The organism is Kitasatospora sp. NPDC086791 (genome assembly GCF_040685975.1).
GTDB lineage: Bacteria > Actinomycetota > Actinomycetes > Streptomycetales > Streptomycetaceae > Kitasatospora.
This window is the reverse complement of the sequence record NZ_JBFBOC010000001.1, coordinates 1-26,017: the sequence shown is the minus strand read 5'-3', so window position 1 is coordinate 26,017 and position 26,017 is coordinate 1. Positions and strand designations below refer to the sequence as shown.

Annotated in this window: 20 protein-coding genes and 1 pseudogene; 14 read left to right on the top strand and 7 right to left on the bottom strand. The window is 74.4% G+C overall.

Going from position 1 to position 26,017, the window contains the following annotated elements:
* Positions 1–170 precede the first annotated feature (170 nt).
* The 5 genes from AB0Q99_RS00105 to AB0Q99_RS00085 all read left to right on the top strand — a co-directional run bounded on the left by AB0Q99_RS00105 (position 171) and on the right by AB0Q99_RS00085 (position 6,209).
* Positions 171–1,907 carry a cellulose synthase catalytic subunit gene (locus AB0Q99_RS00105; protein WP_363566815.1) on the top strand — a complete coding sequence of 579 codons (1,737 nt, stop codon included), beginning with the start codon at positions 171–173 and terminating at the stop codon, positions 1,905–1,907.
* Positions 1,908–2,050: 143 nt separating this feature from the next.
* Positions 2,051–4,291 (top strand): acyltransferase family protein, encoded by a 2,241-nt coding sequence (locus tag AB0Q99_RS00100; protein WP_363566813.1) that lies wholly within the window; start codon positions 2,051–2,053, stop codon positions 4,289–4,291.
* Between the two features lie 771 nt (positions 4,292–5,062).
* Positions 5,063–5,293, top strand: coding sequence for a hypothetical protein (locus AB0Q99_RS00095; RefSeq protein ID WP_363566811.1), 231 nt, complete (start codon positions 5,063–5,065; stop codon positions 5,291–5,293).
* A gap of 60 nt (positions 5,294–5,353) precedes the next feature.
* Positions 5,354–5,848, top strand: a complete 495-nt coding sequence (locus AB0Q99_RS00090) for a hypothetical protein (protein WP_363566809.1) — start codon at positions 5,354–5,356, stop codon at positions 5,846–5,848.
* Between the two features lie 133 nt (positions 5,849–5,981).
* Positions 5,982–6,209, top strand: a complete 228-nt coding sequence (locus tag AB0Q99_RS00085) for a hypothetical protein (RefSeq protein WP_363566807.1) — start codon at positions 5,982–5,984, stop codon at positions 6,207–6,209.
* A gap of 47 nt (positions 6,210–6,256) precedes the next feature.
* Here the strand turns inward: AB0Q99_RS00085 and AB0Q99_RS00080 are convergent, their stop codons facing one another.
* The 3 genes from AB0Q99_RS00080 to AB0Q99_RS00070 all read right to left on the bottom strand — a co-directional run bounded on the left by AB0Q99_RS00080 (position 6,257) and on the right by AB0Q99_RS00070 (position 9,085).
* Positions 6,257–7,312, bottom strand: a complete 1,056-nt coding sequence (locus AB0Q99_RS00080; RefSeq protein ID WP_363566805.1) for an SDR family oxidoreductase — start codon at positions 7,310–7,312, stop codon at positions 6,257–6,259.
* A 127-nt stretch (positions 7,313–7,439) separates the two neighbouring features.
* Positions 7,440–8,015 (bottom strand): TetR/AcrR family transcriptional regulator, encoded by a 576-nt coding sequence (locus AB0Q99_RS00075; protein WP_363566804.1) that lies wholly within the window; start codon positions 8,013–8,015, stop codon positions 7,440–7,442.
* 98 nt (positions 8,016–8,113) lie between these two features.
* On the bottom strand, positions 8,114–9,085 hold the full coding sequence (locus AB0Q99_RS00070) for an aldo/keto reductase (RefSeq protein ID WP_363566802.1): 972 nt from the start codon (positions 9,083–9,085) through the stop codon (positions 8,114–8,116).
* A gap of 48 nt (positions 9,086–9,133) precedes the next feature.
* Here AB0Q99_RS00070 and AB0Q99_RS00065 point away from each other — a divergent pair, with 48 nt between their 5' ends.
* From AB0Q99_RS00065 to AB0Q99_RS00050, 4 genes are all read left to right on the top strand, one after another.
* Positions 9,134–9,691, top strand: coding sequence for a hypothetical protein (locus tag AB0Q99_RS00065; RefSeq protein ID WP_363566800.1), 558 nt, complete (start codon positions 9,134–9,136; stop codon positions 9,689–9,691).
* The gene (locus AB0Q99_RS00060) at positions 9,625–10,152 is read left to right on the top strand and encodes a helix-turn-helix domain-containing protein (protein ID WP_363566798.1); all 528 of its coding nucleotides are present in this window, start codon (positions 9,625–9,627) and stop codon (positions 10,150–10,152) included. The genes AB0Q99_RS00065 and AB0Q99_RS00060 overlap by 67 nt, the downstream gene beginning before the upstream one ends.
* A gap of 76 nt (positions 10,153–10,228) precedes the next feature.
* Positions 10,229–11,161, top strand: a complete 933-nt coding sequence (locus AB0Q99_RS00055; protein ID WP_363566796.1) for a glycerophosphodiester phosphodiesterase family protein — start codon at positions 10,229–10,231, stop codon at positions 11,159–11,161.
* Between the two features lie 304 nt (positions 11,162–11,465).
* Positions 11,466–12,644 carry a hypothetical protein gene (locus AB0Q99_RS00050; RefSeq protein WP_363566794.1) on the top strand — a complete coding sequence of 393 codons (1,179 nt, stop codon included), beginning with the start codon at positions 11,466–11,468 and terminating at the stop codon, positions 12,642–12,644.
* Between the two features lie 39 nt (positions 12,645–12,683).
* On the opposite strand, the gene AB0Q99_RS00045 is transcribed toward AB0Q99_RS00050, so the two are convergent.
* Positions 12,684–14,243, bottom strand: coding sequence for a M4 family metallopeptidase (locus tag AB0Q99_RS00045; RefSeq protein ID WP_363566792.1), 1,560 nt, complete (start codon positions 14,241–14,243; stop codon positions 12,684–12,686).
* A 243-nt stretch (positions 14,244–14,486) separates the two neighbouring features.
* Here AB0Q99_RS00045 and AB0Q99_RS00040 point away from each other — a divergent pair, with 243 nt between their 5' ends.
* On the top strand, positions 14,487–15,815 hold the full coding sequence (locus tag AB0Q99_RS00040) for a hypothetical protein (protein WP_363566790.1): 1,329 nt from the start codon (positions 14,487–14,489) through the stop codon (positions 15,813–15,815).
* A 37-nt stretch (positions 15,816–15,852) separates the two neighbouring features.
* Here AB0Q99_RS00040 and AB0Q99_RS00035 read toward each other — a convergent pair whose 3' ends face one another.
* Positions 15,853–18,018 (bottom strand): AMP-binding protein, encoded by a 2,166-nt coding sequence (locus AB0Q99_RS00035; protein ID WP_363566788.1) that lies wholly within the window; start codon positions 18,016–18,018, stop codon positions 15,853–15,855.
* 230 nt (positions 18,019–18,248) lie between these two features.
* On the opposite strand from AB0Q99_RS00035, the gene AB0Q99_RS00030 reads away from it, so the two are divergent.
* The 4 genes from AB0Q99_RS00030 to efeU all read left to right on the top strand — a co-directional run bounded on the left by AB0Q99_RS00030 (position 18,249) and on the right by efeU (position 22,748).
* Positions 18,249–19,064: an ATP-binding cassette domain-containing protein gene (locus AB0Q99_RS00030; protein WP_363566786.1), complete on the top strand. Its 816-nt coding sequence runs from the start codon at positions 18,249–18,251 to the stop codon at positions 19,062–19,064.
* Positions 19,065–19,191: 127 nt separating this feature from the next.
* Positions 19,192–20,340: an iron uptake system protein EfeO gene (efeO, locus tag AB0Q99_RS00025; protein WP_363566784.1), complete on the top strand. Its 1,149-nt coding sequence runs from the start codon at positions 19,192–19,194 to the stop codon at positions 20,338–20,340.
* Positions 20,341–20,548: 208 nt separating this feature from the next.
* Positions 20,549–21,850 (top strand): iron uptake transporter deferrochelatase/peroxidase subunit, encoded by a 1,302-nt coding sequence (efeB, locus tag AB0Q99_RS00020; RefSeq protein WP_363566782.1) that lies wholly within the window; start codon positions 20,549–20,551, stop codon positions 21,848–21,850.
* A gap of 49 nt (positions 21,851–21,899) precedes the next feature.
* Entirely contained in the window at positions 21,900–22,748 is an 849-nt protein-coding gene (gene efeU / locus AB0Q99_RS00015; RefSeq protein WP_363566780.1) for an iron uptake transporter permease EfeU, read from the top strand.
* A gap of 264 nt (positions 22,749–23,012) precedes the next feature.
* Here efeU and AB0Q99_RS00010 read toward each other — a convergent pair whose 3' ends face one another.
* Both AB0Q99_RS00010 and AB0Q99_RS00005 read right to left on the bottom strand, forming a co-directional pair.
* Positions 23,013–25,640, bottom strand: a complete 2,628-nt coding sequence (locus AB0Q99_RS00010; protein ID WP_363566778.1) for an ABC transporter permease — start codon at positions 25,638–25,640, stop codon at positions 23,013–23,015.
* A 74-nt stretch (positions 25,641–25,714) separates the two neighbouring features.
* Positions 25,715–26,017 (bottom strand): annotated as a pseudogene (locus AB0Q99_RS00005) (ABC transporter ATP-binding protein); the annotation flags it as partial.

Sequence of the window (26,017 nt, the reverse complement as noted above, 5' to 3'; positions counted from 1 at the left end):
GTCCGGGTATGGGCCCGCTCGATGTGAATCCGGCAGGTGATGTGGCGTCAAGTCGCTGAGCTGGGGCGATGCGGAGATGTCATACCTCGTTCATGATTGGTCTAGGCCAATGTGAGAGGCTGAGGACGAACGGTCACGTTCCGTCCGCTGCCCAGGGGGGCCATTTCCGCATGCCCGTACTCCATGGCACCGCCATGCCCGCACCCGAGGCCGGTCCGCGCCGGATACCCGCGGACCCCGACCTCCGACTGCCCAGTCCGCCCGACGACGAGGAGCTCTACTGGTACTTCGGCCCGCAGCGCCGCTGGGTGCTGCTGTGTGCCACCCTCTCCTACGCGGGAGCCACCGCCACGCTCGGCCTGTTCGCCCTCAGCAAGCCGCTGCTCTGGCCGTTCCTGGTGCTGACCGTGCTCAACGCGGCCACCTGGCTGCTCTCGCTCGCCGACGGCCAGCGCGCCCGCCGCTTCACCCGCGACTCGCACGACCTGCTGATGCGCGCCTGGCAGCCCGCCCGCCACCCGAGCGTGGACCTGCTGCTGCCCACTGCCGGCGAACCGCTGGCCGTCCTCGACAACGCCTACCGCCACACCGCCGCCGTCCGGTGGCCCGGCGAGCTCACCGTCCTGGTCCTCGACGACGCCGACCGCCCCGAGGTGCGCGAACTCGCCGAGTCCTACGGCTTCGAGTACCGCGCCCGCCCCGACCGGGGCCGCTTCAAGAAGGCCGGCAACCTGAACCACGGCCTGGCCGAGGGCACCGGGGAGATCGTCGCCGTCCTGGACGCCGACTTCTGCCCCCGCCCCGACTTCCTGCACCACCTGGTGCCCTACCTCGACAACCCCGAGGTCGGCATCGTGCAGAGCCCGCAGTGCTTCGACACGGACGCCGACATGTCCTGGCTCGAACGCGCCGCGGGAGCCACCCAGGAGATCTTCTACCGCTGGATCCAGCCCTCCCGGGACGCCCAGGACGGCACCGTCTGCTGCGGCACCAACGCCCTCTACCGCCGGGCCGCCCTGCGGCGGATCGGCGGCTTCGCCGAGATCGACCACAGCGAGGACCTCTACACCGGCCTCGCCCTCGCCCGCGCCGGCTGGGCCACCCGCTACGTGCCCGCGCTGGTCGCCAAGGGCATGTCGCCCACCGGCCTGCCCGCCTTCATCAGCCAGCAGTACCGCTGGTGCCTCGGCTCCCTGGCCCTCGTCCGTGACCCGGACTTCCGCAAGGGACCGCTGCCGCGCTCCGCCCGGCTCTGCTTCTGGAACGGCATCCTCGGCTACCTCACCAGCGCGGTGAACGTGTTCGCCGTGCCGCTGCCCGCCCTGATCATGCTGTACTTCCGGCCCGAGGAGATCCAACCCTGGCAGGTGCTCCCCTTCCTGCCGCCGATCTGGGTCGCCCTCGTCCTGCTGCCCGCGATGTCCCGCACCCGCTGGCGCTTCGAGGTCACCCGGGTCCAACTCCTCGGCGGGCTCTGCCACGTGGTGGCCATCGCGCACGCGCTGCGCCGCCGCTCCGCCGACTGGGTGCCCACCGGCGCCGTGTCGGGCGGCAGTTCGCTCGCCCGGGCGGTCGCCCGGATCGGGGTCGGCTGGCTCGGGATCGTCGTCCTCGCGGGCGCCGCCGGACTGGTCCGGGCCGCGCTGCTGTACGGCTGGCGGCCGTACTGGGCGCTCACCGCACTGCTCGCGCTCACCGCCTACACCATGATTCCGCTGATCCGCTCCCTGTGGCCGCTGCTGAACGGGGGGAACGGTGGCAAGGGCGCCACCGCCGGCGAGGTCGCCGCACCCACCCGGCGCCGCTCCGACCTCGGGTTCGGACAGGCCGAGGCCGTCGCCGTCACCGCCGTGCTGCTGCTCTGCGGGCTGCTGGCCTCGGGCTGGGCGGACCCGCTGATCTTCTGACGCACCGTCAACCCGCTTTCACTGCTCCATCGTTCCACCCCTGATTGTCCTTGCGCGTCGCCCCACCGGCGCGGACACCGCCCGGCCGCCCCATCGACCCGGCGGGCCCGACCATCGCTGCCAGCCCTGCAAGGAGCGCCGCCGTGTCAACGGCCGTCCCGCCTTCGTCCGCACCTTCCGCACCCGTATCCGCCGCACCCGTATCCGCCGCATCCGCGCCCGCACCGGCCGCCGCCGACCTGCTTCCCGAGGTCGTCCGGGTGGACCGGGAACTCGCCGCCCCGAAGGGCGCCACCGTCGTCGAGAGCGGGCCGGCCCGCCGGCGCGCCGCCTTCCGCCCGGACATCGAAGGGCTGCGCGGCATCGCCGTGCTGTCCGTCCTGGCCTTCCACGCCGCCGTACCCGGTCCGACCGGCGGCTACGTCGGCGTCGACATCTTCTTCGTCATCTCCGGCTTCCTGATCACCGGCCTGCTGGTCGGACGCCCGCTCGGCCTGTGGGACTTCGCCGCCCGCCGCGCCCGGCGCATCCTGCCCGCCGCCGCCACCGTCCTGGTCGCCACCGCCGTCGCCGGCGGCGCCCTGCTCGACCCGCTGCGCGGCACCGACCTCGCCCGCGACCTGATCGCCGCCGCCGGCCAGTTCGCCAACTGGCGCTTCGTCGGCCAGCAGACCGACTACCTGGCCGCCGAACACGACCCCAGCCCGCTGCAGCACTTCTGGTCGCTCAGCGTGGAGAACCAGTTCTACCTGCTCTGGGGCGTGCTGCTGCTCGGCCTCGCCCGCTACCTGCACGGGCGCCGCCGCACCCTGGCGATCACCCTCGCCACCCTGGGCATCGGCGGCGTCTCGCTGGTGCTGTGCCTGCGCTGGACGCAGACCTCCGCGCCGCTCGCCTACTTCTCCACCGGCAGCCGGCTCTGGGAGTTCGCGGCCGGCGCCTGCGCGGCCCTGCTCGGCGGCGCGCTCGCCACCCGGACCGAGCGGCCCCCGGTGCGGTGGTCACTGCGACTGGTCGGCTGGCTCGGTCTGGCCGCCGTGGTGGCGTCGATCTTCCTGTACGACCGCAACACGCCGTTCCCCGGCGCCGCCGCGCTGCTGCCCGTCCTCGGCACCGCCGCCCTGCTGCTCGCCGGACACGGCCCGCTCCGCTCCGTCGACGCCGGACGGCTCCTCTCCGCCCGCCCGCTGCGCGCCGCCGGGCGCCTCTCGTACGCCTGGTACCTCTGGCACTGGCCGGTGCTGACCATCGCCCAGGCCCGGTACGGCGCGCTGTCCTGGCCGGTCCTGCTCGCGCTCACCGCGGCCAGCGCGCTGCCCGCCTGGCTCACCCTGCGCCTGGTCGAACAGCCGCTGCGGTACGGCAGCAGCCCGGCACCCCGGCGCGGACTCGCGGTCGGTGCCAGCGCCCTGGTGATCCCGCTGATCGCCGCGCTCACCCTCGGCGGCGGCACCGTCCGCGCCCTCGGCGGGGCCGCCGACGCCCCCGCGGCCGCACCCGCCGGAGCCGCCGACGGGCCCGGCCTGCTCGCCCCCGGCGCCCGGGTGCTCACCCTGACGCCCTCACTGGCCCGCGCCCGGGAGGACTTCCCGCCCGGCAAGGGCTGCGAGATCCCGCTCAACGCCGACAGCAGCCCGCGCTGCCTCTTCGGCGCCGAGCACAGCCCCGACCGGATCGTGCTGCTCGGCGACTCGCACGCCGGGCAGTGGATCTCCGCCGCCCTCGCCATGGCCGAGCAGCGGCACTGGGCGCTGGAGGTCCTGGTCAAGCCCGGTTGCCCGCTGGCCACGCTCACCGTGCGCAACAACGTGCTCGGCCGCACCTTCGAGGAGTGCGACCGCTGGCGCGAGAACACCCTCACCCGGCTCACCTCCGGGCCCAAGCCGCGCCTCGTCCTGATGGCCGGCCTCAACCGCTACGGCAGCCAGGAGGAGCGCACCGAGGGCTGGACCCGCACCCTCGACCGCCTCGCCGCGCTCGGCGCCCCGCTCGCCTACCTCGGCGACACCCCGATGCCGGGCAAGGACATCCCGACCTGCCTGGCGGCCTCGGACGGGCGCTCCGACGCCTGCTTCTTCCCGCGCGACACCGCCTTCGAGCCGGACCCGGTGCTCGACGGCGGCCTCGCCGCCCGCTACGGCGTCCGGACCCTGGACCTCGGCCCGCTGCTCTGCCCGGGCGACGGGCCCTCCTGCCCGGCGGTGCTGGAGGGCGTGGTGCTGTACCGGGACACCGGGCACATCACCGACACGCTGGCGCGGGTGCTGGCCCCCCGGCTGGACAAGGGGCTGCTGGGGGCTCCCGGCGGGTCGACGCCCGCCGGTGGGTCGGCGGTTTCCGGCGAGTCAGGGGGTGCGGGCGGCGTCCCGACGGCTCAGCCGTAGACGCTGCGGCAGAGGCGGGCCTGCTCCGAGCCGGCCGGCCAGCGGCCGACGCGTTCGGCCTGGTCACAGATGGTGCCCGGGCCGGCGCTCGGCAGCATCCCGCCCGACCCCGGCCCGGCCTGGGCGGGCGCGCCCGACGCGCCGTGGGCCGGGCCGGTGGCGTGCGGGCCGCGGCCGGGCTTCGGGCGCGGGCTCGCCGAGGCCTGCGGGGCGTCGGCGGTGGCCGCTGCTGCCGCCGCGCCCGCCGCGGCTGTGGCGCCACCCCCCGGGACCGGCGGCGGCAGCGGCGAGGGCGCCGGTGTGGCCGCCGGCGGGAAGGCCGACAGCAGGCGCGCACCCGGACCCGGGTTCGTTGGATTCGGACCCGGACCCGGACCCGGCCCTGGACCCGGATCCGAGGCTGAGGGCGAGGCCCCCGGCAGCGCCACCACCCGTACGTCCTCGCCCGACCCCGGCCCGCACATCACCAGGACCGAGGCCAGCACGGCGCCCGTCCCGGCCGCCGCGGCCGCCCACACCTTCCGCGAGCGGCGCCTCGGCGCCGCCCGGACGGGCAGCGGAGGCGGGGGAGTCATCGGGACCGGAGGGGGCTGCCACGCGTTCCGTGGCCACTGCCACTGCCCTCCGGTGGGCTGCCCAGTCATCTGCTCGTCCTTCCAGCGGCCCCCCGACGTACCTTTCCGTGCTCAACGAGCGCGCCGACGCAGGGACATGACCCGGAAGAGGGGTCTGAACGGGCGTTGATTGCCACCGCGCCACATGCTTGGGGTCATGGAGACCAACAGCACGACCGCACCCCTGGTCGACGTGGCCGAGTTCCGGACCGACAGCCGTTACCGCCTCGTCCACTTCGAGGGCCACGGCTGGGAGCCGCTCGGGCCGGAGGAGTTCGAGCCGCGCATCCACCAGCTCTTCCCGGACCTCGACCCGCGCGACCCGCAGCGCGTCCACTGGGCCGACCGCCCCTGGGAATGGCCCGCCTGGCACCCCGGCGAGGCCTGAGCCGTCCCCGCGCGGTGGCGGTGTTCCACACGGTGGTCGGGACTTCGTTAGGCTGAGCGGGTGAGTGTGGATCACTTCTGGTGCCGCCTGCCGGGTCCGGCCGTGGACAGCTGTTCGCCGGAGGAACTCGGCGAACTGGTGCCCCGGGACCGCGACGTCCGCTACGACCGGCTGGCCGCCGCCGGGCTCGCCCTCGGGGTCCGGCGCACCGCGGCCCTGATGGAACTCGCCCTCACCGAGAACGGCCTGCACCCCGACCCCGCCGCCCGGCTCCCCGTCTACGGCGGCGGCCGACCCGAGCCGGACGCCGAGACCCTGGTGATGCGCCCCGACCAGGTCGTGGCCGCCTCCACCTTCCTGCGCGACTCCGCCCTCGGCGAACTCGTCCGCCAACAGGACAGCATCCTCGCCCGCACCGTCACGACCCTCGGCTACCCGACCCCCTGGTCCGAGTCCGTCGCCGCCCGAGTCGTCAACGACCTACGCGCCCTACGCGACTTCTTCGCCGACGCAGCCGCCGCCGGTGACGCCGTGATCGTCCGAAAGGCGAACTGACCGACCGGCCGGCCCACAAGTGCCCCCGGGCCCGCAGCCGGGCCGGGGGCAGGTAAGCAGTCGGCCGAGCCGACTTCTGGTGCGGTCCTACGACTCGGTCCACGATCGCTGACGGGCGGGTGGGCGACGCCGGTTGACGCCACCCGAGTCCGTCGCCGCCCGCGTCGTCCGCGCCCTGCGCGACTTCCTCGCCGGTGACACTGTGATCGTCTTCGTCGGCGCGGCGGTCGCGGGAGATGGCGTGACTGTCCGGGGCTGGGCGATCGGCTCGTACTGGCTCGATGTGGACGAGGCCGTGGGGCAGTGGCGCTTCGTTCCGGACGGGCAGGAGGCGTTCGAGCGGTATCTCGCGTGTCGCTGACCTGCTCCGGATCGGATCGTGGCACGGGACGCGCCGCACGGGTCGGGTCAGGGGGTGCCGAAGCCGTCGGTGACGAGGCGGGTGGCCCAGTGGGTGAGGGCGGGGGTGAGGGGTGGGTGGGTGAGGCCGGCCGCGGTGGCGAGGTGGTCGGCGGAGGCGGTGTCGTACTGGTCCTCGGAGAGGAAAGTGAGGGTCTCCGGGTCGGCGCCGGTGAGGGCGCGGGGGAGGCGGCGGACCAGGGGGACGGGGATCAGGCCGCGGGGTGGGCGGACGTGGAGGTGGGTGGCGAGGAGGGTGATCAGGTCGGGGAGGAAGGGGGTCGCGGGGTCGAGGACGGTGTGGGCCTGGAGCGGGGCGCGGTCGTGGTCCGGGACGGCGGCCAGGAAGCGGGCCAGGTGGTCGACGGTGACGACGGGCAGGAAGGTGCGCCGGGTGCCGGGCAGCAGGGGGAGCCGGCCGCGGTGGAGTTGGCGGACCAGTTGGGCCAGACCGAGGTACTGGCCGGCCTCGCCCGTGCGTGAGTGGCCGATGACGCTGCTCGGGTTGACGGTGGTGAGCGGCACGCCGAGGCGGGGTGCGGTGACGCGGACGGCGGCGTCGCCGAGCTGCTTCGAGGCTTCGTACGCGCCGAGCCGGGTGTAGAGCGCGGCGGTGGCGCGGTCCGTGAGCGGGTACTGCGGGTTCGGGTCGCGGCCGACGCGGTAGCCGGAGAGGTGGACCAGGCGGCGCAGCCGGGGCCGGGTGGCGGACCACCGCAGCGCGTGCAGGGCGCCGTGGACGTTGGGGGGTTCGGCCTGGGCGCGGGTGAGGCCGAAGTCGTAGCGGGCGGCGAGGTTGTGGACGTCGCGGACCTCGGTGAGCCGGGCGTCGTCCTCGGGGGTGAGGCCGAGGCCGGGGCGGGTGAGGTCGGCGGTGACGGTGGTCAGGGCGGTGCCGTCGGCGTCGTGTTCGTGCAGCCAGCGGCGGAGGGCGGCGGCGCGGCCGGTGCCGCGGACCGTGACGGCCACGGGTTCGCCGCGGGTGAGGAGTTCGAGGACCAGCCAGCGGCCGAGGAAGCCGGTGGCGCCGAGGACGAGCGTGCGGGGCGGCGGGGCGGGTGTCATGGTGCGCTCCAGGCGGTTGGGGATTGGTGGGGAAGGAATCAGTAGACCGGTCTGCATATTTTTTGGGCAGGCGGAAGGACGGGGGGCAGGGAGGGCGCGGGAGGGGGAGGTGCGGCGCGGCGGTCGGCTACGCGCTGCCGAGCAGGTGCCGGACGGCGTGGCGGGCGTGGTCCAGCGGTTCGCGGCTGCGCCGGACGGAGGCGAGCAGGACCGCGCCCTCCAGCAGGGCGAGTGCCTGGCCGGCAGCGGTGTCGGCCTCGTCCGGGCCGAAGCCGTCGGCCGCGAGCCGGTCGGCCAGCACCTGCTGCCAGCCCGCGTACACCTCGGCGCAGACGGTCCGCAGCGGCTCGTTGGTGCCCGCTGTCTCCAGGGCGACGGTCGCGATCGGGCAGCCGCTGGTGTAGTCGGAGCGCGCCAGGCGCTCGGCGAAGGCGTCGATCAGCTGCTCGGCGAGGGTGGCGGTGTCCGCGCCGCCGGAGGCGAGTGCGGCGAGCAGCGCCTCGACCTCCTGGCCGGCCTCGGTGAGCGCGGCCGCCACCAACTGGTCCTTGCCGCCGGGGAAGTGGAAGTAGAGCGAGCCGCGCGGCGCACCGGTGGCGGCCACGATCTGATTGAGGCCGGTCCCGAAGTAGCCCTTCGCCTCGATCAGTTCCCTGGTGCCGGCGATCAGCCGGGCCCGGGTCTCCTCGCCCTTGACTCCCATGCGGCGATAGTAGACCGGTCTGCATATTTCTGTCTACGGGGGGATCGGTAGCCGGTCGGATGGCCCGGACGGCGGTGCGGTTCGGGCAGTCCTGCGGATCAGCTGGTGCGGGCCGCGTCGGCGCCGGCTGCTTCCGCGTGGGCCGCGTCGAGCAGCGTCAGTTCCTCGGCCGACAGCCGCAGTGCTCCGGCGGCGAGGTTGTCCTCCAGGTGCGCCGGGTCGCCGGTGCCCGGGATGGCCAGGACGTGCGGGCCGCGGTGCAGCGTCCAGGCCAGGCGCACCTGTGCGGCGCTCACCCCGCGCGCCTCGGCCACCGCCCGCACCTGGGCGGGCTCGGCCTGGCCCGCGCCGTGCTGCCGCCCCGCGCCCGCGATCGCGTAGAAGGGGACGAAGGCGATGCCCTGCTCGCCGCAGAGGCGCAGCAGCTCGTCCTGCGCGGCCGAGGCGCCGATGCCGTACGGGTTCTGCACGCAGACCACGGGCGCGATGGACTGCGCCTCGGCCAGCTGGTGCGGGTGGACGTTGGAGAGCCCGAGCCGGCGGATCAGCCCGGCCTGCCGCAACTCGGCCAGCGCGCCGAAGCGTTCGGCGACGGAGTCGGTGCCGAGGATCCGCAGGTTGACCAGGTCGAGGTGGTCGCGGCCGAGCTGGCGCAGGTTCTGCTCGACCTGGGCGCGCAGCCGCTCGGGGGTGCGGGCGTGCTCCACCCAGTGGCCGTCGGGGCCGCGGCCCGGGCCGACCTTGGTGGCGATCACCAGGTCGTCGGAGTACGGCGCGAGTGCCCGGTTGATCAGCTCGTTGGCCGAACGCAGCGGGGAGAAGTAGAAGGCGGCGGTGTCGATGTGGTCGACGCCGAGTTCGACCGCGCGGCGCAGCACCCGCAGGGCCTGCTCACGGTCGCGCGGCACGGCGTGCGGGACCAGCGCCGGGCCGGTCTGCGGCAGCCGCATCGCGCCGAAGCCGATCCGGTGGACGGCGCGGTCGCCGAGCATCCAGGTGCCGGAGGCGGCGGCGGTCACGGGGGCGGCAGTGGATACGGGTGCGGTGTGGGCAGTGGTCTCCGAAGTCATGCCGGTCATGATCGTTGGTGCACTAGCCTGACCGCCAAAGATTCGAACATGTCTGAATCCACGGGGGGTGGGGGCTTGGCGGCCGAGCTGCTGTTCACGGCGCGCGACCTGGCGCGGACGCGCTTCGCGGTCTCCCCGATGTGGGAGGTCGGCCCGAGCCTGCGGCTGCTGCGCTCCGGGCTCGCCCACCCCGTCCACCGCCCCTGGGCGGAGCAGGTGCGACCCCGGCTGGCGGCGCTCGGCCCGGCGTACGCGCTGCCGGCCGAACTCGTCCCGCCCGCCGGGTGCGTGCCGGACTTCATCAACCCGACCCCCGCCGGGCCCGCCCCCACCCCGGCGGAGGAGCCGGCGGCGATCCGGGCCACCCCGGCCGAACGGGTCCGCCGCGACCTCGACCGGCTGCGGGACGACCGGGGCCGGCCGGGCCCCGGCTGCGCGCGCTCTACGGCGACCCGGCGGGCGGACTGGGCCGGCTCACCGAGGCGGTCGAGGCGTACTGGGAGCTCGCGCTCGCCCCGTACTGGGCGCGGATCCGCGCCGTGCTGGACGCGGACGTGCTGCACCGCGCCCGACAGGCCGCCGAGCGCGGCGCGGCGCGGGTCCTGAACGACCTGCACGCCGAACTCCGCTGGACGGAGGACACCCTGCGGCTGCGCCACCGCACCCGCCCGCTGCCGGGCCGGACGGCCGGGGCGGCTCTGCTGCTGATCCCCTCCGCCTTCACCGGTCCGGCGCTCTACACCCGCCTCGCCCCGCCGGACCCGTTGCAGCTCGCCTACCCGGCGCGCGGGACCGGCACCCTGTGGGCGACCGCACCGGCGGCCGGCACCGAGGCCCTGGCCGCCGTCCTCGGCCTCTCCCGCACCAGGCTGCTGACGGAGCTGGCGGCCCCGGCGTCGACCACCGAGCTCGCGCGACGGACGGGGCTGTCGCCCTCCTCGGTGTCCCAGTACCTGACGGCCCTGCGGGACGCCCGACTCGTCACCGCCCATCGGGTCGGGCGGTCGGTGCCGTATGCGCGGACGGCGTCGGCGGAGGTGTTGTTGGCTCCGCTGGGGGAGGGGTGACGTCCGGCCGCCGGGTCACCCGGGTGTCCCGGTGTCGGGGCAGCGGATCCGCCCCGGCGCCCGTAGCGTGCGGGACATGACACCCAAGCGGCACCCGCGGTACGTCCTGCACCCCCGCCGTCGCCAGGCCGGCCTGCTCGCCGGGCTGCTCGGGGCCGCGCTCGGCGCGGTGGCGCTCACCGGAGCGCCTGTCGCGCCGGCCGTCGGGCCCGCCGCCCCGCCCGCCCCGGCGACCGACGCCCGGCCCCGTCCGCCCGGCGCGCCGCCGACCGTGTACGCGCACCGCGGTGCCTCCGCCGCCGCGCCCGAGAACACCCTGGTGTCCGACGAGGTGGCCCGGCGGGCGGGTGCCGAGTGGATCGAGGACGACGTCCAGCCCAGCAAGGACGGTGTCCCGTACGTGCTGCACGACGACACCGTCGACCGCACCACCGACGGCACCGGCCGGATCCGCGACCTGACCGCCGCCCAGCTGGACGCGCTGGACGCCGGATCCTGGTTCGCCCCGGCCTACGCGGGCACCCGGCTGCCGACCCTCGCCGCCCAGCTGGAGGACCTGCGCGCCAGGGGCGGCAAGCTGCTGCTGGAGATCAAGGGGCCGCACACCCGCGACGAGGTCGCCCGGATCGTCCGGGAGGTGCGCGACCACGGCATGACCGACCGGGTCGTCGTCCAGAGCTTCGAGGTGGACGCCCTGCGTCACGCCCGCGAGCTGGCCCCCGAACTGCCGCTCGGCCTGCTCCGCTCCACCCTGGACGCCGACCCGGTCGCCACCGCCCGCGAACTCGGCCTGGCCGCCTACAACCCCTCGGACGACGCGCTCGCCACCCGCCCCGGTGTGGTCCGGGACCTGCACGCCGCCGGGGTCGCGGTCAACGTCTGGACGGTCGACCGGCCGGACCGCTGGAAGGCCCTCGCGGCGGCGGGCGTGGACGGCATCATCACCAACCGCCCGGCGGAACTGGCCGGTTGGACCGCGGCCTGGCCGCCGCCCGGCGCCGCCGGTTAGGTTGCCGGGTGTGGCGCGCGAGGACGTGACGGGTGCTCGGCCGGTGGACGGCCGGAGTCCGGCCCCGGAGCGGCTCGGGGGCGACCGTGAGGGCTCCGAAGACCGCCTGGGCGGTGACTGAGCAGAGCCGTGGCTTCGACGGGAGTCGGTGCGCCGGGCACCGGACGGCGTCCGGCGAGCGCGGGGACGACGCGACGGTTGCACGACAGCCGCACCACAACTACCGGCGCTGCCACGGCGAGGCGGCGCCGGGCGTCGTGGGTGCCTCCGTCGCGTACGAGGCCCCGGGTCGCATACTGACCGCATGACCGACCCGATTCCGGACCTGACGACGGACCCGATGCCGGGCCCCGTGACCGACCGCAGGGCGGCACGCGGGGCGGAGCGCCGGACGACCGGCGACGGCAGCCGGGGCACCGACCGGCGCGCGGTGCTGCGGGCGGGTGCGGCGGCGGCGCTGGTGCTGGGTGGTGCGGCGGGGTGCACGAGCGGGGGCAAGTCGCAGGCCGCGGGGTCGAGTTCGAGCGCGACGGCGTCCCCCGCGACACCCTCCGTGGCATCCACCGCGACACCCACCGCGACGTCCGCTGCGCCGACCGGATCGCCGGCCGGTTCGCCGACCGCGGCACCCACCCCGATCCCGACGCCCACCCCGCTGCCCCAGCCGCCGCTCTGGCGGCCCGGTCCGTCCGAGATCCAGCCCGACGTGAAGCTCCGCGCCGTCGAGCTGGTCGCCGCGCTCGGCGCCTGGCCGCCCGGCGGTCAGGGCGTGGAGGCGGCCCGGGCCCGGGTGGCGGCGCTCGGCCTGCCGCCCGCGCTGGCCGACCAGGCGGGCCCGCTGGCCCCGCCGGCGGTCGAGGCGAGCCTGGAGGTGATCGTCGCCCAGTACGGCGGGATCCTCACCGACTCGGCGAGCGTGCTGGTGGTCTGCCGCCAGTGGACCCGGGGCGCGGACGGTTCGGTGGCCGAGGGCGGCACGACGGTGGACGTCCGGCTGAGCCGGGCCGCGCCGCGCTGGACCGTCACCGAGCTGCACCCGGGCGTCGCCGGCCCGGCCGTCACCCCGCCGCCCCCGGCGGTGGCCCGGGTGCTGGCCGAGCCGAGGATCGAGCTGCCGCCCGAAGCGGCGGCCGACCTGCGCAGCGGCACCGTCCACGACAGCGTGCCGGAGGCGATGCTGCGGCTGGCCGGCCCGTACACGCTGTCGGTGAGCGTGGTGCGGACCGGCCATCCGCTGGACGTCTTCGGGACGACCCGGCCCAGCGACCATCCGCCGGGCCGGGCCTTCGACGTCTGGCGGATCGACGGCATGGCCGTGGTGGATCCGGCCACGCCCCGGCGGCTGATCGAGTCCTTCATGCGGGACGCGGCCGCCGCCGGTTCGTACAACGTGGGCGGTCCGGTGGTGATCCCGGGCGCCGGCAACCAGTTCTTCACCGACGACACCCACCACGACCACTGCCACATCGGGTTCGACCATTAGCCGCGGACCGCCGGACACCGAACCGTCCTACGCCGGGCGTCAGTTGACGTTGACGCCGCTCCAGGCCGCCGCGACGGCCTTGTACTCGGTGCTGTTGAGTCCGTAGAGGTCCTTGGCCGCGCTCAGCGAGGCGGTGCGGGCGCCCTTGTAGTTGGTGGTGGACGTCATGTAGACGGTCAGCGCGCGGTACCAGATCTTGGCGACCTTCTGGTTGCCGATGCCGGTCACCGTGGAGCTGTTGCAGGTGGGGCTGTTGTAGGTGAAGCCGTTGATGGTCTTGCTGCCGCTGCCCTCACTGGCCAGGTAGAACCAGTGGTTGCCGACGCCCGAGGAGTTGTGCACGTCCAGCTTGCCGACCGAGCTGCTCCAGCAGTCGGCCGAGCGGCCGTCCAGCGAGGGCTTGTCGAAGCGGCGCAGCCACGGCGGGGTGGACTGGTCGCTGAACAGGTAGTCGGGGGTGTCGACCTTGTTGTTGGCGTACCACTCGACCATGGTGCCGAAGATGTCGCTGGTGGACTCGTTGAGGCCGCCGGACTCGCCGCTGTAGCGCAGGTTGGCGGTGGCGCTGGTGACGCCGTGGGTCATCTCGTGGCCCATGGTGTCGAGGTCGACCTGCTCGGGGTCGTGGGTGCCGTCGCCGTCGCCGGTCATCATGCAGAAGCAGCTGTCGGACCACTGGGCGTTGTCCCAGTTGGTGCCGACGTGCACGAAGACGGTGGCGCCCTTGCCGTCGTTCTTGATGCCGTTCCGGCCGAAGGTGTTCTTGTAGTAGTCGTACGTCCAGGCGGTGTTGGCGTGGGCGTCGACGGCCGCGGTGGAGCGGTCGGTGGAGAACTTCCTGCCGTCGCCCCAGACGTTGGTGGTGCTGGTGAACGCGGTGCCCGAGGAGGCCTTGATCGAGCTCGACGAGAGGTTGTGGGCGTCCTTGGTGACGTGGCCGCGGACCGGGTCGGTGAGGGTGTAGCCGCCGCTGACCGGAGTGGTGTCGACGGTGACCGTGCCGGTGTACTCCGAGTTGCCGGTGCCGGAGGCCTCGTGCTCGGCGTCGTAGGACTCGATCTGCTCGCCGGTGGTGGCATCGGTGACGACCACCTTGCCGGCCGGCTGGCCGTGCTCGCCGGTGCCCTCGACGGTGGTGCGCCAGGCGAGGCGGGGGGCGCCGTCGGCGGCCCAGACGATCAGCTCGGGGGTGCTGACGGCGTCCCGGACGCCCGGGGCGGCGGAGAGCGCGTCGGCGGCGCCGGACTGCGCGGGCACCTTGGGGGTGGTCGACTTCACGGCGGCGTCGTGGGCGGCCGCGCGCGAGGTGTCCTTCAGCCTGCCCCTGGCGTCCTGGTGGACGACCAGGTCGCCGCCGACGACGGGCAGGCCCTGGTAGGTGCGGTCGAAGCGGACGTGCGAGGTGCCGTCGGCGTCGAGCACGACGTCCTTGAGCACGAGGTCCTGGCCGGTGCCGAAGCCGAAGACCGTCGCGTTGTGGGCGACGTTGGCGCGGGCCTGGGATATCGCGGCCGCGCGCGGGTCGGCCGCGGCGGAGGCCGTGGCGGCGGGGACGGTCGCACCGGCGAGGGCGGCGACGACCGCGATGGCTGCGGCCACGCGGGCACGGCGGAAGGAGGACGTGGGGGTCACTCTGACTCCAGTGGGGGTTAGCTGCAGGGATAGGAGCTGGGTCAGAGATTGACGGCGAGCAGTCAGGTTCAGCTAGAGGGAAGGTCATAACTTTGCCAAGCTGTGTCCTTGGACAGTCAAAAATGATCAGAAGTTAACAAGCTCTCCACAGTGCCGTCGTGACGGTCGACTACCTGCGGCCTCGCCCGGGAAAGCCCTAGGCTGCCGACCATGGACGGATGGGTGGGGGCCTGGACCGGCGGCCGGGCGGCGGTCCACGTGGGCGACGTCGCGGACTTCAACGCGCAGTTCTTCGGCTCCGGCATGGCGGCCGCCCAACGCCTGCGACGGCTGCGGCAGGCGCACCACTACGCCTGTCTGGCCGTCGGCTACAGCCCCGAACCGGCGCTGCTGGTGCTGCCCGCCGAGGTCGCCCCGGAGTGGACCGACTGGCTGGCCCGGGAGTTGGCCTGGGGCCCGGTCGAGGTGCACAGCGGCGTGGCGCCGGACCGCACGCTCGCCGAGGCGCTCGCCGCCCGCCCGGCCCTGGCCGCGCGGATCGCCGACTCGGGCCACCCGGTGGTGGGTTGGGGGCACGCGGTGGCCCGGGGCGAGTCCGGGGAGCCGGCCGTCGTGCGCCGCTACGAGTCCAAGGCCGCCGCGCACGACCTGTTCGCCGCCCTGGCCCCCGGGCACCCCGGCATCCGCCTGCCGCGCCAGGAACGCCCGGACGGCCGGCGCCGGGCCGCCCGGCTGCTGACCGCCCGCGCCGCCCGGGGGCGGACCACCGTGCTGAAGAGCCCCTACGGCGTCGGCGGCTACGGGACCGTCGTGGTCGAGCCCGCCGTCCTGTTCGCCGCGGGCGGCGGCGCAGCCCTGCTGCGGCGCCTGGTCCGCACCGAACTCCTGCCCTCCGACGGCGCGTTGCTGCTGGAGGAGCACATCGACCCGGGCCCGGCCGCCCGGCTGCGCGACCTCACCCACGACGCCGTGATCGGCCCGGACGGCATCGTCCACCCGGTCGGCGCGGGCGCCATGGACGTGGCCGGCACCCGCTACCAGGGCGTCACCGTCGGCCCCGGCGCGGTGCCACAGGGCGCCGCCGCGACCGCCCGTCGGTTCGCCCTGGCAGTGGGGGAGCGGCTCGCCGCCGAGGGCTACCGCGGCTGGTTCGACGTCGACTTCGTCACCGACCGGGAGCGCCGGCTCGCCCCCACCGAGATCAACCTGCGGCTCACCGGCCCGGCCGTCGCCTTCGTGCTGGCCGCCCGCCTCGACCGGGTGCGCGGCCCGGGCCACCTGGTCCGCACCCTGGACGGGATGCCGCTCGGCGCCCGGCTCGCCCAGGCTGCGCTGCACGACCACCTGGAACGGCTGCGGCCGCGTTGCGCCCGGCTCGGCGTCACCCTGCTCCCGCTGATCCCGACCGCCTGCCAGGAGCCCGAACCCACCGTCGGCCTCGCCCTCGCCGGGCCGGACGCCGAGGCGCTGGACGCGGCCGAGGCGCTGGTCGCCGCCGCGAACCACGGGCTGGCCGGGATGTTCGAGGCGCTCAGGTGAGGAGGCGTCAGCCCATCCCGGCCGGGGTGAGGGGACGTCACCCCTTCCCGGCCGGCGGACGCCAGACGACGAAGCGGACCAGCACCAGCGCCGCGAGCATCAGCGGGATGTTGAACGCGAACACCAGCGCCGCCTCGCGCGGCCAGTCGGTGGCCCTGGTGAGCCGGTAGAGGTTGTCCTGCGGACACCAGTTGACCAGCAGCCAGGTGATCGACAGGTGGGTCAGCACCGACAGCCGGTAGGGCCGGCCCAGCCGCAGGACCGCCTCGAACCCGGCGGCGAGGTAGACCACCCCGGTGCCGAACGCCAGGTCCTCGCACAGGTACAGCAGCCGGAACAGGTCGTCGTACGGGGCGGGGACACCGCTGACGTCGGTCGAGCCGGGGAAGAGCGCATCGGACACCGCCCAGGCGCCCGCGGCGAAAATCAGGACGCAGACGACCGCCGCACAGCCGTTCACGAAGCCCGAGCCGCCGGAGCCTCCGCCCCCGGCCTTGCCACCGCCCTTGCCGCCGCCGCGTCCGCCCGCCTTGGCCGAGCGCGGCGCGGTGTGCTCCGGCGGGGCCGGCAGCGGCAGCGCCGCGCGGTCCAGCTTGCCCGCCCGGGTGCGCGGCAGCTCCGGCACCGGGACGACGGCGACGGGCACCGGGGAGTCCGTCAGCTCCGCCTTCAGGTACTGCGAGAGCGACCAGCCGTCCGCGCCGCCCGCCCCGTCCGCGTCGTCCGAGCCGCCCGCACTGCCCGTGCCGCCCGAACCGCCCGCCGCCCCCGGGGCGGTCACCGCGTAGCCGACCAGCAGCCGCTTGCCCCGCTCCGGCTCCACCTCGACGACGGCCGCCTCCCGGACCGCGGGATGCCCGCGCAGCACCGCCTCGGCCCGCGCCGCCGCCCGGACCCGGTTCAGCACCGTGGTCGCGCGCTGCGTGCCGAGCGGCCCGACCACGGTCGCGGCCCGGGCGGTGAACTCCAGTACGCCGTCGGCCCGCAGTACCCCGAGGTCGCCGGTCAGCAGCACCCGCCCGTCCGGGTCGAAGTCCGCCCGGACGAAGCGGCGGGCGGTGTCCGCCGGCCGGTTGAGGTAGCCGCGGACCAGGCCGGTGCCGGCGATCGCGATCTCACCGAGCCTCCCGCGCGGTGCCGGGGTGCCGTCCGGGCCCAGCACGTACACCCGGGTGCCCGGGAACGGGCGGCCGACCAGCGAGGCCCGCTCGGCGCCGTCGGCGACGGCCGTGCCCTGCGCGTCGAAGTACGTGCTGTCCACGGTGGCCTCGGCCAGGCCGTAGACGTTCAGCACCCTGGTCCGCTCGCCGAGCAGCCGCTGCAGGCCCAACTGCTCGTCCAGGTACCACTTCTCGGCGCCGACGGTGAGCAGTCGCACCCCGGGCAGCGCCGTGCCCGTCCGCGCCAGCAGCGCGGTGAGCCGGCGCGCGGTGCGGACGTTCAGCTCCAGGACGGTGATCCGCTCGGCGGCCACCAGGGCCGGCAGCGCGCCGAGGTCGGCGGTGCGGTCCAGGGTGAGGTTGAACGGGGTGACCACCAGGGTCGCGCCGGTGCCCAGCGCGCGCACCCAGTCGGCGGTGAAGACGTCGAACTCCAGGCTCGCCGTCTGCAGGATCCGGTCCTCGGCGGTCAGCCCGTACACCTCGCGCCAGCCCTCGTACGCGGCCAGCAGGTTGCGGTGCTCGACCAGCGCGCCGGTCGGCAGGCCGGTGGAACCGGAGGTGTAGAACACGCAGGCGAGGTCCTCCGGCGCGACCTCCGGCGGCTCGAAGGGGGCCGCCGAGGGGGCCACCGCGGGCCCGGCCGTGTCGACGCAGACCAGCGGCGCCCCGCTCGCGTCCGCCAGCCGGACCCGGTGCACCTCCTCGGTCACCACCAGGTCCGGCGCGGCGTCGGCCAGCACGTGCCGCAGCAGCGCGTCGGGCGCGCTCGGCTCCAACGGCACGTACGCGGCGCCCGCCTTCAGCACCGCCAGCAGCGCCACGTACACCCCGGTGCCCCGGCCCAGCGCGACCGCCGCCCGCCCGCCCGGCGCCAGGCCGCGCTCCGCCAGCAGGGCGGCCAGCCGCTCCGCCCGGCCGTCCAGCTCCCCGTACGTCAGCTCGTGCTCGCCGCAGCGCACGGCCACCGCCGCCGGCGCCCGGTGGGCCCGCTGCGCGACCAGCCCGTGCAGTGTCCCGGCCCGCTCGGTGTCCACGCGCATCCCGCTTCCCCCTCGTCCCCTCAGAGGCACGATCCTCCTCCCAACTGCCCTCTGGCAACAGGGTTGTGGCGCGTCCACGGTTCGGACGGCCCGGCTCCGCCCCGGCCGACGGTTGTACTCTGCACGCGGACGGACGGCGCCGGTCCGTCCGGTGCGGCGCCCCGCGTCCGCGCCTGCGCCCGCACCCCTGCCAACGCCCCTGCCCGGCGCCGGGAACGGAGACCCACCCCATGAGCCCGAGCACCGACGGACCGCTGCTGCGCACCCGGGACGTGGACGTCGTGCGCGACGGCCGCCACCTGCTGCGCGGCATCACCCTCGACATCCGGCCCGGCGAGCACTGGGCGCTGCTCGGCCCCAACGGGGCGGGCAAGTCCACCCTGCTCGCCCTGCTCGGCGCGGTCTCCCACCCCACCCGGGGCGAGGTGGACGTGCTCGGCCACCGGCTCGGCCGGGTCGACATCCGCGAGCTGCGCTCCCACCTCGGACACGTCAACCCGCGCCACCCGCTGCGCTCGCCGCTGACCGTCCGCGAGGTGGTGCTCACCGGGCACACCAACACCATCGAGCCGGAGCCGCACCGCAAGCCGGCCCCGGAGGTGCTGGAGCGGGCCGAGCTGCTGATCGGGACGCTCGGCATGAGCGCGATGGCCGAGGCGCCGTGGACCACCCTCTCCCAGGGCGAGCGCGGCCGGGCCCTGATCGCCCGCGCCCTGATGCCCAGCCCGCGCCTGCTGCTGCTCGACGAACCCGCCACCGGGCTGGACCTCACCGCCCGCGAGCTGCTGCTCGACAGTCTGGACCTGCTGCGCCACCAGCACCCGGAGCTGGCCAGCGTGCTGGTCACCCACCACCTGGAGGAGCTGCCGGAGAGCACCACCCACGCCCTGCTGCTGCGCGGGGGCGCGTGCGTGGCGGCCGGGCCGGTGGACGAGGTGATGACCACCGAACTGATCAGCGAGACCTTCGGCCACCCGATCCGGATCAGCCGCCACGAGGGCCGCTGGACCGCCCGGGCCGCCGCCCGCCGCACTCCGGGAAGGTAACGGTTCAGGGGGTGGGTGTAGACGCTGGGACATCCATAGCTAAGGTATGCCTTAGCTAACGACGGGGTCCGCCCCGCCGACCCCGCACTGCCTCGGCACCCCCATGCCCTTTTCCGTTGGAGCACGCATGTCCGCCCGTCGCCGTTCCACCGCCGCCACGTTGCTCACCCTCGCCGTGGCGACCGCAACCCTGGCCGGCTGCTCGTCCAAGACGGACGACAAGGCGGGCTCCTCCGACGCGGTCAAGGTGAACGCGAGCGACACCGCGTGCGAGGTGTCCAAGACCACCTTCCCGGCCGGTCACGTCGTGCTGGACATCAGCAACAAGGGCTCCAAGACCACCGAGGTCTACGTCTACGGCGACGGTGACAAGATCATCACCGAGCGCGAGAACATCGGTCCCGGCACCAAGGCCAGCATCAACGCCGAGATCAAGGCCGGCTCGTACGAGATCGCCTGCAAGCCCGGCATGGTCGGCGACGGCATCCGCCAGAAGATCACCGTCTCCGGCGACGGCGGCAGCGCCAAGCCGACCGACCCGCGCCTGACCGCCGCCGTCGACGCCTACCGCACGTACGCGCAGGAGCAGGCCGACGCCACCATCCCGGCCGTCGAGGCCTTCGTCGCCGCCATCAAGGCGGACGACCTGGAGAAGGCCAAGTCGCTGTACGCGGCCTCGCGCACCGGCTGGGAGCGCACCGAGCCGGTCGCCGAGAGCTTCGGCGACGTCGACCCCAAGACCGACACCCGCGAGGACAAGGTCGAGGCCGGCCAGCAGTGGACCGGCTGGCACAAGCTGGAGAAGTCGCTCTGGGTCGACGCCAAGACCGGCGACGACGAGAAGAAGCTCGCCGACCAGCTGGTGAACGACCTCAAGGACTGGCAGAAGAAGATCCCCCAGGCCGAGATCACCGCGACCAGCATGGCCAACGGCGCCAAGGAGCTGCTGGACGAGGTCGCCACCAACAAGATCACCGGTGAGGAGGAGCGCTACAGCCACACCGACCTGGCCGACTTCCAGGCCAACGTCGACGGTGCGCAGAAGGCCTACGAGCTGCTGAAGCCGGTCGCCTCCGAGAAGGACCCGGAGCTGGCCAAGACGCTGGACTCCGAGTTCGCCGCCATCAACGCCCTGCTCGCCAAGTACAAGCAGGCCGACGGCACCTTCACCTCCTACGACAAGATCACCGAGGCCGAGCGCAAGACCTTCTCCGACGCGGTCAACTCGCTGGGCGAGCCGCTGTCGAAGCTGGCCGCCGCCGTGGTCGTCAAGTAACCGGCCGCGCACACCCGGCACCACCCACCCCACCGACGCCGTGGCGGCCCGAACCGGCCGTCACGGCATCCGTGAGCCGGCGCACAGCAGTTCGGCACCGGCCGGCACCACCGCACAGCACCGCAGCACCGCAGCACCGCAGCACCGCAGCACCGCACGACACCGCAGCACCCCGAGCAGTTCAGTACCGAGAAGGGCCCGCCCGCCGATGGACGCCGTGAACGAGCAGCAGAACGGGACGCCGGCCACCGCCGCCGCCGCGACCAAGGGCGCGGTGAGCCGGCGCGCCGTCATCGGCTGGGCCGGTGCGGGCGTCGCGCTCGGCGCCGCCGCCGTCGGCTCGGTCGCCGCGGCCACCAGGCAGGACGACCCCGCCCCGGCGGCCGCCGCCCCGGCCGGTGCCGAGGTGCCGTTCTACGGCGACCACCAGTCCGGCATCGCCACCCCGGTCCAGGACCGGCTGCACTTCGCCGCCTTCGACGTCTCCGAGAAGGCCACCCGGGACTCCCTGGTCAAGCTGCTCAAGGACTGGACCAAGGCGGCCGCCGCGATGACCGGCGGCCGCGAGGTCGGCACCGGCGCCGCCACCGGCCTGCCCGAGGCGCCGCCGGACGACACCGGCGAGGCGCTCGGCCTGCCCGCCTCCCGGCTCACCCTCACCATCGGCTTCGGCCCGAGCCTGTTCGAGAAGGACGGCGTCGACCGCTTCGGCCTGAAGGCCCAGCGCCCCGAGGCCCTGATCGACCTGCCGGGCTTCAAGGGCGACAAGCTCGACCCCGCCCGCAGCGGCGGCGACCTCTGCGTCCAGGCCTGCGCCGACGACCCGCAGGTCGCCGTGCACGCGATCCGCAACCTGGCCCGGATCGGCATGGGCACCGTCAACATCCGCTGGTCCCAGCTCGGCTTCGGCAAGACCTCCTCCACCACCCCGGACGCGCAGACCCCGCGCAACCTGATGGGCTTCAAGGACGGCACCCACAACATCGCGGGCACCGACACCGCGAAGCTCGCCGACCACGTCTGGGCCGCCCCCGGCGACGGCCCCGAGTGGATGACCGGGGGCTCCTACCTGGTCGCCCGGCGGATCCGGATGCACATCGAGACCTGGGACCGCACCTCGCTCAAGGAGCAGGAGGACGTCTTCGGCCGCACCAAGGGCGAGGGCGCGCCGTACGGCAAGGCCAAGGAGCACGACGCGCCGGACCTCAAGGCGATGCCCGCCGACTCGCACGTCGCGCTCGCCCACCCGGACGCCAACAGCGGCCTGATGATCCTGCGTCGCGGCTTCTCCTTCACCGACGGCACCGACGGCCTCGGCCGCCTGGACGCCGGCCTGTTCTTCCTCGCCTACCAGCGCGACACCCGCAAGGCCTTCGTGCCGCTGCAGACCCGCCTGGCGTCGAGCGACAAGCTCAACGAGTACATCCAGCACGTCGGTTCCGCCCACTTCGCCTGCCCGGCGGGCGTGCGCAAGCCGGGGGAGTGGTGGGGCCAGGCCCTGTTCGGCTGACCCGCCGCCACCCCCGTACGTACCACCTCCTCACCCCCAGGGAGCCAGCGTGTTCGGCAACTACCTGATCGGTCTGCGCGAAGGCCTCGAAGCCAGCCTGGTCGTCTGCATCCTGATCGCCTACCTGGTCAAGACCGACCGCAAGGACAAGCTGCCGCCGGTGTGGCTTGGCGTCGTCTCCGCCGTGGTGCTCTCGATGGCCTTCGGCGCGGTGCTGCAGTTCGGCTCCTCGCAGCTGACCTTCGAGGCCCAGGAGGCGCTCGGCGGCTCGCTGTCGATCATCTCGGTCGGTCTGGTGACCTGGATGGTGTTCTGGATGCGGCGCACCGCCCGGCACCTGAAGACCGAGCTGCACGGCAAGCTGGACGCGGCGGTCGCGATGGGCACCACGGCCCTGGTGGTCACCTCCTTCCTGGCCGTCGGCCGCGAGGGCCTGGAGACCGCGCTGTTCATCTGGTCGGCCGTGCAGGCCACCGACGACGGCTGGAACCCGCTGGTCGGCGCCGCGCTCGGCCTGCTCACCTCGGCGGTGCTCGGCTGGCTCTTCTACCGCGGCGCGCTGAAGATCAACCTGGCCAAGTTCTTCACCTGGACCGGCGCGATGCTGGTCGTGGTCGCGGCCGGCGTGCTCGCCTACGGCGTGCACGACCTGCAGGAGGCCGGCTGGCTGCCCGGCCTGCACAGCGTGGCCTTCGACATCTCCAGCACCATCCCCAAGGACAGCTGGTACGGCACCCTGCTGAAGGGCGTGTTCAACTTCCAGCCGGACCCGACGGTGCTGCAGCTGGTCGTCTGGCTGCTCTACCTGGTCCCGACGCTGGCGGTCTTCTTCAACGTCGTCGGCGGCGGCAGCAGGACCAAGCCCGCCCAGCCGGTCACCGCCAAGCCGGCCGCCTGACCCGCCGGTTCCGCACCGCACGGCACCTCGACGCACCTCACCGCCCCGCCCCGGCACCCGCCGGGCGGGGCGGTTCCGTGTGCACGGGCCCGGTTCTCCGCCGACCCGGCCGAGGGCCTGACCACCGGCGGCCTGCAGCCCCGCAACCAGGGCGTGGCGTTCGTCCGGCCGTGAGGCGCGAGCCCCCGGGCCGTGACGTGAAGGAGCCCCCCGGGGCGGTTCGACCGAACCGCCCCGGGGGGCTCCTTCGACGTACGCGCCGGGCTACTCGCTCTTGATGGCGCCCAGGATGTCCAGCTTCGCCGCCTGGTAGGCCGGCCAGAGGGCGGCCAGCAGGCCCACCACGGCGGCCGCGACCAGGAAGCCGAGGATCTGCACCGGCGGGACCTCGATGGTCAGGCCCTTGAAGGTGTCCGCCAGGGTGCGCAGGCCCGCCCAGGCGACCACGATGCCGAGCACGACCCCGACCAGTCCGCCGAACAGCGCGATCAGCAGCGACTCCAGCCGGACCATCCGGCGGATGCCGAGCCGGTCCAGGCCGATCGCCCGCAGCATGCCGATCTCCCGGCGGCGCTCGAACACCGACATCGCCATCGTGTTGACCACACCGAGCACCGCGATCACCACGGACATCCCGAGCAGCCCGTACATCATGTTCAGGATGTCGGTGACGATCCGGCGGTTCTCCGCCTTGATGTCCTTCTCGCCCTTGACGGCGATCAGCGGGTTGCCGCCGGTCGCGTCGCGCAGCGCCTGCTTCAGCTTCTCGCTCGGGCCGTCGGTGCCCTTCACCAGGACCCGGTTCGGGCCGGTGCCGGGCGCCGCGTGCGGGCCGACCACGGCCTCGGGGGCGACGATCCCGGCGAGCGCGGTGGTGGACTCCAGGATGCCGCCGACGGTCAGCGAGCCCTTGGTGCCGTCCGGGTAGGTGACGGCGAGGGTGTCGCCGACCTTGTGGCCGCTGTGCTCGGCGGAGCCGGCGCTGACCAGCAGCTTGCCCTGCTTGAGGGCGTCGGCGGCGCCCTCCTTGACCTTGACCGTCGCCAGCTGGTCGATGGTCGTGGCGTCCACCGAGGTCAGCCAGGTGGTGTCCGGCTCGTCCGAGCCGTCCGCACCCGCCGCGCCGTCGGTGCCGGCGGCACCGGACGCACCGGTCGCACCGGACGCGCCGACAGTGACGGGGACGGTGCGCTCCACGCTCATCGCGCTGACCCCGGGCGCCTTGGCGATCTGGGTGGCGACCTCGGGGGAGAGCATCGAGTAGTTCTGCATGGTGACCGTGAAGTCGGCCTTGAGGTCGCTCGCGGTCGCCTTGTCCACGGCCTTGTTCACCGAGGCGCCGACCACGGTCAGCGCGGTGATCAGGGTGACGCCGATGGTCAGCGCCGAGGCGGTGGCGGCGGTGCGGCGCGGGTTGCGGATCGCGTTCTCCTTGGCCAGTCGGCCCGGGGTGCCGTACAGCCCGCCCAGCAGCGGGGCGAACAGCGCGATCAGCGGCCGGGACAGCAGCGGGGTCAGCACGAACACGCCGATCAGCAGCGCGCCCGCGCCGGCGCCGACCAGCTTGACCTCCTTGCCCGCCGCACCCGCCGCCAGGCCGGCCGCACCGGCCAGCGCGAGGACCAGGCCGATGGTGTTGCGGACCACCAGGCTCTTGTGGGTGGCGGGCTGCTCGGCCGAGCTCATCGCCGCCACCGGCGCGATCCGGGAGGCGCGGCGGGCCGGGAGCCAGGCGGCGACCAGGGTCACCAGCACGCCGACCGCGATCGCGGCGACGACCGTGCCCGGGGCGATCACCAGCGGGCCGTCCGGCAGGTTGGCCTCCAGCGGGCCGTTCAGCAGCGCCCGGAGCCCGGCGGCGATCCCGATGCCGGCCACCAGACCGGCCACCGAGGCGGTCAGGCCGACCAGGGCCGCCTCGATCTTGACGGAGCGGGTGATCTGCCGGCGGCTGGCGCCGATGGCCCGCAGCAGTGCGAGCTCCTTGGTGCGCTGGGCGACCAGCATGGTGAAGGTGTTGGCGATGATGAAGACGCCGACGAAGAGCGCGATGCCCGCGAAGACCAGCAGGGCGGTGCTCATGCCCTTGGTGCCCTGCTGGATCATCCGGTCCTGCTCGGCGGCCAGCTCGCGGCCGGTCCTGGCGTCGATGGTGTCACCGTGCGGGACGGCCTGCTTGACGGCGGCGAGCAGCGCGGAGTCGTCGGTGCCCGGCGTGGCCTTGACGTCCAGCTCGCCGAACCGGCCCGGGCTCAGGTAGAGCTGCTGGGCGGTGGCGCTGTCGAAGGCGGCCAGCGAGCCGCCGGCCGTCACGCGCGGGTCGTTGGTGCGCAGGGTGCCGGTGAGCTTGAGCTCCATCACGGGGCCGTTGACGGCCACCCGCACGGTGTCGCCGACCTGGTAGCCGCCCTTCTCGGCGGTCTTGGCGTCCAGCGCGATCTCGCCGGCGCTGCGCGGGCCGCGGCCTTCGACCAGCGGGTAGCGCGGGTCGGTGCCGTCGGCGCCCGGCACGTAGTTGGTGCCGGTGGTGGAGAAGCCGTTGCCGATCAGCGCGCCCTTCTTGTCGGCGATGCCGGCGAAGCCGCTGACGACGCCGCGCACCTCGGCGGCGCCGGGCAGCGCCGCGACGGCCTTGCGGGTGTCCTCGGTGAGGGTCGGGCCGGTGGCGGCCTTCCCGCCGTGGTCGTAGCCGCGGCCGACCGCCTCCCGGTCGCTGACCGTGACGGCGATGTCGGTGTAGCTCTTGGAGTTCTGGGACCTGAGCGCGCTGCCGAGCGTGTCGGTGAAGACGAGCGTGCCGGCCACGAAGGCGGTGCCGAGCATGACGGCGAGCGTCGTCATGAGCAGTCGGCCCTTGTGGGCCAGCACGTTGCGCAATGCGGTGCGGAACATGAGGGGTTGTCAGTCCTGGGGGTAGTCGAGGGGTGGGCGTGCCGCGGGCTGTCGGGCCCTGACCGGTGGTGGCCCTAGCTGGTGCGGCCCTTGGCGTCGAAGCGGCGCATGCGGTCCAGGACGGTGTCGGCGGTGGGGTGGTGGAGTTCGTCGACGATGCGGCCGTCGGCGAGGAAGACGACGCGGTCGGCGTAGGAGGCGGCGACGGGGTCGTGGGTGACCATGACGACGGTCTGGCCGAGTTCGCGGACGGAGTTGCGGAGGAAGGAGAGGATCTCGGCTCCGGAGCGGGAGTCGAGGTTGCCGGTGGGTTCGTCGGCGAAGATGATGTCGGGCTTGCCGGCGAGGGCGCGGGCGCAGGCGACGCGCTGCTGCTG

What these genes read in the sequence shown, in the direction of transcription:
- AB0Q99_RS00105 (WP_363566815.1), top strand. Translation starts at nt 171, where the DNA reads ATGCCCGTACTCCATGGCACCGCCATGCCCGCACCCGAGGCCGGTCCG.
- AB0Q99_RS00095 (WP_363566811.1), top strand. Translation starts at nt 5,063, where the DNA reads ATGGAGACCAACAGCACGACCGCACCCCTGGTCGACGTGGCCGAGTTC.
- AB0Q99_RS00080 (WP_363566805.1), bottom strand. Translation starts at nt 7,312, where the DNA reads ATGACACCCGCCCCGCCGCCCCGCACGCTCGTCCTCGGCGCCACCGGC.
- AB0Q99_RS00075 (WP_363566804.1), bottom strand. Translation starts at nt 8,015, where the DNA reads ATGGGAGTCAAGGGCGAGGAGACCCGGGCCCGGCTGATCGCCGGCACC.
- AB0Q99_RS00070 (WP_363566802.1), bottom strand. Translation starts at nt 9,085, where the DNA reads ATGACTTCGGAGACCACTGCCCACACCGCACCCGTATCCACTGCCGCC.
- AB0Q99_RS00065 (WP_363566800.1), top strand. Translation starts at nt 9,134, where the DNA reads ATGTCTGAATCCACGGGGGGTGGGGGCTTGGCGGCCGAGCTGCTGTTC.
- AB0Q99_RS00055 (WP_363566796.1), top strand. Translation starts at nt 10,229, where the DNA reads ATGACACCCAAGCGGCACCCGCGGTACGTCCTGCACCCCCGCCGTCGC.
- AB0Q99_RS00050 (WP_363566794.1), top strand. Translation starts at nt 11,466, where the DNA reads ATGACCGACCCGATTCCGGACCTGACGACGGACCCGATGCCGGGCCCC.
- AB0Q99_RS00040 (WP_363566790.1), top strand. Translation starts at nt 14,487, where the DNA reads ATGGACGGATGGGTGGGGGCCTGGACCGGCGGCCGGGCGGCGGTCCAC.
- AB0Q99_RS00035 (WP_363566788.1), bottom strand. Translation starts at nt 18,018, where the DNA reads ATGCGCGTGGACACCGAGCGGGCCGGGACACTGCACGGGCTGGTCGCG.
- AB0Q99_RS00030 (WP_363566786.1), top strand. Translation starts at nt 18,249, where the DNA reads ATGAGCCCGAGCACCGACGGACCGCTGCTGCGCACCCGGGACGTGGAC.
- efeO (WP_363566784.1), top strand. Translation starts at nt 19,192, where the DNA reads ATGTCCGCCCGTCGCCGTTCCACCGCCGCCACGTTGCTCACCCTCGCC.
- efeB (WP_363566782.1), top strand. Translation starts at nt 20,549, where the DNA reads ATGGACGCCGTGAACGAGCAGCAGAACGGGACGCCGGCCACCGCCGCC.
- AB0Q99_RS00010 (WP_363566778.1), bottom strand. Translation starts at nt 25,640, where the DNA reads ATGTTCCGCACCGCATTGCGCAACGTGCTGGCCCACAAGGGCCGACTG.